Source organism: Arthrobacter sp. (assembly GCF_031179385.1).
Lineage (GTDB): Bacteria > Actinomycetota > Actinomycetes > Actinomycetales > Micrococcaceae > Arthrobacter_D.
Genome location: NZ_JAPSHV010000180.1, coordinates 1 through 3,928, shown reverse-complemented (window position 1 = coordinate 3,928; position 3,928 = coordinate 1). Strand labels below are relative to the sequence as shown.

Annotated in this window: 6 protein-coding genes; 1 reads left to right on the top strand and 5 read right to left on the bottom strand. The window is 61.8% G+C overall.

The genetic code is table 11. The features are described 5' to 3' along the window. A partial coding sequence (locus tag RIF85_RS15030; RefSeq protein WP_309072710.1) for a uridine kinase occupies positions 1–549 on the top strand: 549 nt, incomplete at its 5' end. Here RIF85_RS15030 and RIF85_RS15025 read toward each other — a convergent pair. From RIF85_RS15025 to RIF85_RS15005, 5 genes are all read right to left on the bottom strand, one after another. After that, positions 528–1,631 (bottom strand): class I SAM-dependent methyltransferase, encoded by a 1,104-nt coding sequence (locus tag RIF85_RS15025; protein WP_309072709.1) that lies wholly within the window; start codon positions 1,629–1,631, stop codon positions 528–530. The genes RIF85_RS15030 and RIF85_RS15025 overlap by 22 nt on opposite strands. Further along, a complete protein-coding gene (locus RIF85_RS15020) occupies positions 1,621–2,034 on the bottom strand; it encodes a hypothetical protein (protein WP_309072708.1) in 414 nt (137 codons plus the stop codon). Before RIF85_RS15020 ends, RIF85_RS15025 begins: the two co-directional genes overlap by 11 nt. 217 nt (positions 2,035–2,251) lie before the next feature. Then, positions 2,252–2,815, bottom strand: a complete 564-nt coding sequence (locus RIF85_RS15015; protein WP_309072707.1) for a dihydrofolate reductase family protein — start codon at positions 2,813–2,815, stop codon at positions 2,252–2,254. A gap of 237 nt (positions 2,816–3,052) precedes the next feature. Then, positions 3,053–3,256 (bottom strand): VOC family protein, encoded by a 204-nt coding sequence (locus tag RIF85_RS15010; RefSeq protein ID WP_309072706.1) that lies wholly within the window; start codon positions 3,254–3,256, stop codon positions 3,053–3,055. Positions 3,257–3,302: 46 nt separating this feature from the next. Next, complete coding sequence (locus tag RIF85_RS15005; RefSeq protein ID WP_309072705.1) at positions 3,303–3,716, bottom strand: hypothetical protein; 414 nt, start codon at positions 3,714–3,716, stop codon at positions 3,303–3,305. Positions 3,717–3,928: the final 212 nt, after the last annotated feature.

Genomic DNA, 3,928 nt, shown 5'->3' with positions numbered 1-3,928 from the left:
GCCGCACGCTTCGGCCGCCCGCATGTGGAGCTCGACAGCTTCTACCGCGAGATCAGCGAGCACACCCCGCAGTCACCGCTGCCTCAGACTGCGTACCACGAGGTCGACTGGGACCATCCGGATACCTGGAACAGCGATGCCGCCGCCCACGCGATGCTGGAACTGCTTCAGGCCGGCCGCACGCAGGTGCCCAAGTACTCCATTGCGACCTCCAGTTATACCGGCCACTGCTCCATTCGGCTGGCTGAGGGCCCGGTGATTGCCGAAGGGATCTTCGCCGACGCCGTTCTGGCCCCGCTGCTGAGACTCGGACTCTCTGTGGAGCCCATCTTCATCCAGGTCTCCCCCATTACGACGGCGGTGCGCCGCCTCGTGCGCGACCTGCGGGAGCACCGCAAGCCCGTACCTTTCCTGCTGAAGCGCGGCTGGGCGCTCTTCCGGTCCGAACGGCGCGTCCGGCAACGCTATCTTGATGCCGGCTTCCGCCCTATGCCCAAGCGGCAGGTGAAACGGCTTCTGGCAGGTCTCTACGTCCGGGCAATGAAGTAGGTGTTGAAGGGATCCGAATCGATTTCCTTGGCTTCAACGGTTCCAAAGCCCGCGTCGTCGAGCATGGACAACGCAAGCTGTTGGCCCCAAGCGGTACCCAGCCCGTCGCCGTCGAGCCCCAACGATACGCTCATGCAGTGGAACGTCGAGATGGCATAGAGGTAGCTGGCCCAGGGCATCTCCATGTTCTCTTCCACGTTGCTGGATGCCTTGATATCCACCATCAGGAAGACTCCGTCCGGGCGAAGGGCACGGCGGATGTTGCGCAGCACCGTGCCGGGATGAGCCTGGTCGTGGATGGCGTCGAAAGCTGTCACGACGTCGAAGCCTGCCTCGACGTCGAGCGTGGCGACATCGAGTATCTCAAAGGCCGCATTCGCCAGGCCCAGCTGTTCGGCCTCGCTTCGGGCGCTCTGGATAGCTTCCTCCGAGAAGTCGTAACCGATGAACCTGCTGGCAGGGAAAGCCTGCGCCATGAGGTTGATGGCGTGGCCGGCACCGCAGCCGACGTCGGCAAGGTCCAGGCCGGCTCGCATTCGTCCGGGCAGATCGGGAACCAGCGGCAGGATCACATCCAGCAGAGCCGCATCGTTCACGGCCGCGCTGGCTTCTGCCATGTTGCGATGGAACTGCGGGTAATCCTCGTACGAGAGCCCTCCGCCAGTCCGGAACCGCTCAATAATCTTCTGTTCCACCCCGCCCATCATCGAGATGTCCTGCATCAGCATGGCCATGTTGTCCGGACCCGCTGCGCTGGTCAGCACCGCCGCATGCTCGGGTGGCAGCAGGTACGTCCTGGTCGCCGGGTCATAGTCGACAACGCGTCCCGTGGTCATGCCGCCCAGCCACTCGCGCACATAACGCTCGTTGAGGCCTGCCGCATCGGCAATCTGCCCGCTGGTGGCTGCCGGCATTCCTGCCATGGTCTCAAACAGTCCGGTTTGATGGCCAACACTGGTCAGTACCGCGATCGCAGCATCGTTGAGGACGCCCACCATGCGGGCGGCAAACGCCTCGACGGCTTCGGCATCAGGCTCCTGGCTAGACGCCAATTGCCGGGATGCTTCCTGATTAGTAGTCATGGTTCTGTCTCCGGTTGTTAGGGGTTGTTGTTGCCCAGTTGTGTTGACTGTTCGAATTTAGAAAGAAGCCCTGCCTCGGGCGGATCCAGTGTCCTGCTGCCTGCCGCGCCGCGGCCGAACCATGCAAGCGCTTACTGCCCAGCGCTTCGTGTCGTATGTACATGACCAGCATGAATCCTGTGGTGATCAAGTAGAAGGCGTGCAATGCCCAGATGGGGCCGGCCGGCAGACTGTAGATGTAAACGGAATGGATCAGGTTGCCCATGTTGCTCAGCAAGAGGTTGCCCAAACTGTAAGACGCCAGATCCCTGGTCTGCACAGCTTTCACAATCATGGGCATCACGCTGCCGGCAAAGATGACGGTGGAAACGCCGCCGGCCAGAACCGTCAGGTCGATTTCCATAACCGATTCTCCTTCGACGTCGTTCGGATAGTTCACTATCAACGCTACGAAGCGGACGGACTCAATGCGTCGGGCGAATTACCCATCTTGTAGTCAAGCACTGGCGCAAGTCATGCAGACAGGGTCGCTGGTTTGCGCATTGATTACAGCGCGACGTGATGCAGCGACTTCGGTGCGGGATCTGGTGATCTACGAATCCCGGCTGGAGTTAGCGCGCTCAGCGCCTCGTCTCGTACCTGGTCAGGACCACCCCGCCGGGAAACGTCCGCGTCTCCACCAAGTTCAGGTTCACCCAGCTATCCAGCGCGGTGAAGAACGGCGTGCCGCCGCCCACCAGGACCGGATGGGTCACGATCGCGTACTCGTCGATCAGCCCAGCCCGCATGGCCGCCGCGGCGAGCGTTGCGCCGCCGACGCTCATCGGGCCGCCGTCTTCGGCCTTGAGCCGGGTGATCTCGGCGATCGCGTCGCCGGTGACCAGGCGGGTGTTCCAGTCGACCTTATCGATCGTCGAGGAGAACACCACCTTCGGCGTATCCCGCCAGTTCCGCGCGAACTCGATCTCCGCCGGGGTGGCGTTCGGCTGCTGGTCGCCAGTCGGCCAGTAGGAACTCATTGTCTCCCAGAGCTTGCGCCCGTACAGCGACAGGCCGCTCGCCCGCTCCTGGTCGAGCCACCACTGGAACAATTCGTCGCTCGGCCCGCTCCAGCCAATATCGTCGCCGGCCGCGGCGATGTAGCCGTCCAGGGTCAGGTTCATGCCATAGATCAGTTTCCGCATGGCGCCAGCCTTCCATGAGTCGGTCTCCCGCGTACAGACCGCGCGCGCGGACCGGGAAACTCATTGGTCCACGATCTGACTCGCAGGTAGTCCTCGTGCTCGGGGCTCAGCATGGCATACTCGACCGCCTCCCGCCGCGACACCCCGTCGAACATGAGCACGGATAACCCGGCGGAGGATCGTCTACGGAACGTTTAGCTCATCGCTATTTTGGTTCACGGAAGCATGCCCGGGACTTCAAGCTTCGGGACTGGCTTTCCTGGGTCCCAGGATGCAGAACTCGTTGCCCTCTGGGTCTGCGAGCAGAACCCATGGCTGCTCGCCTTGACCGATGTTGACTTTGCTGGCGCCGAGAGCCAGTTTGCGTTCGACCTCGGCCCCTTGATCGTCGGGGCGGAAGTCCAAGTGCGGGCGATTCTTGGCGGCTTTCGAGTCAGGCACTGGCCAAAGAGAATCCCCTCCATTCGGAATTCTCTCGGTCCTACGGTCAAGTGCATTGCAGATCCGAGTACACCTCAATAATGCGGGTGGGAGCGTCGGGATAACCCGCTTCCTGCAGATCAGAACGCACGTGTTCCCTGACTACCTCGATGTACGCATGGCCCTCAAGCTGGCTTTGGGAGATCTGCCGGTCACCGGATTGTGAGTCCAGCACGATTTCTTTCCATTCCTCGCGTTCAGCAGTGGAAACTGTTGCCTCCGTGAGCGCATGGTCCGCAACCGCCGTCGCTTCATCCGGCACATCATCAACCAATGGCTCAAGCCACCACGCAGCTGTACATTCTCCGTCCGCAACCTTGAAGGTTTCCTCCCGGTCCGGTGTGCCACGGGTAAAGCTGCAGGCACCCAGCACCCCGACAAATATGAAGGCCAAGATGCAGATCGGCACCAGTCGTCTCATGCTCTGACTCTACTAGCGCCATTTGCCCTCAGATCTCGCGGGCTGCTGTTGCAGCAGACGCGCCCCATGCAAGTGTCCGTACGCGGATCCCTACCCGGGCACTGGTCACGAGATCGTTGGCAACCGTCCCGTAGAAGGTTCCTTCACCGATCGCAGTCGGCTTCTACATGGCAGGCCGACGCGAGGACGTCCAGTGCGGACTCCCCTGAGTT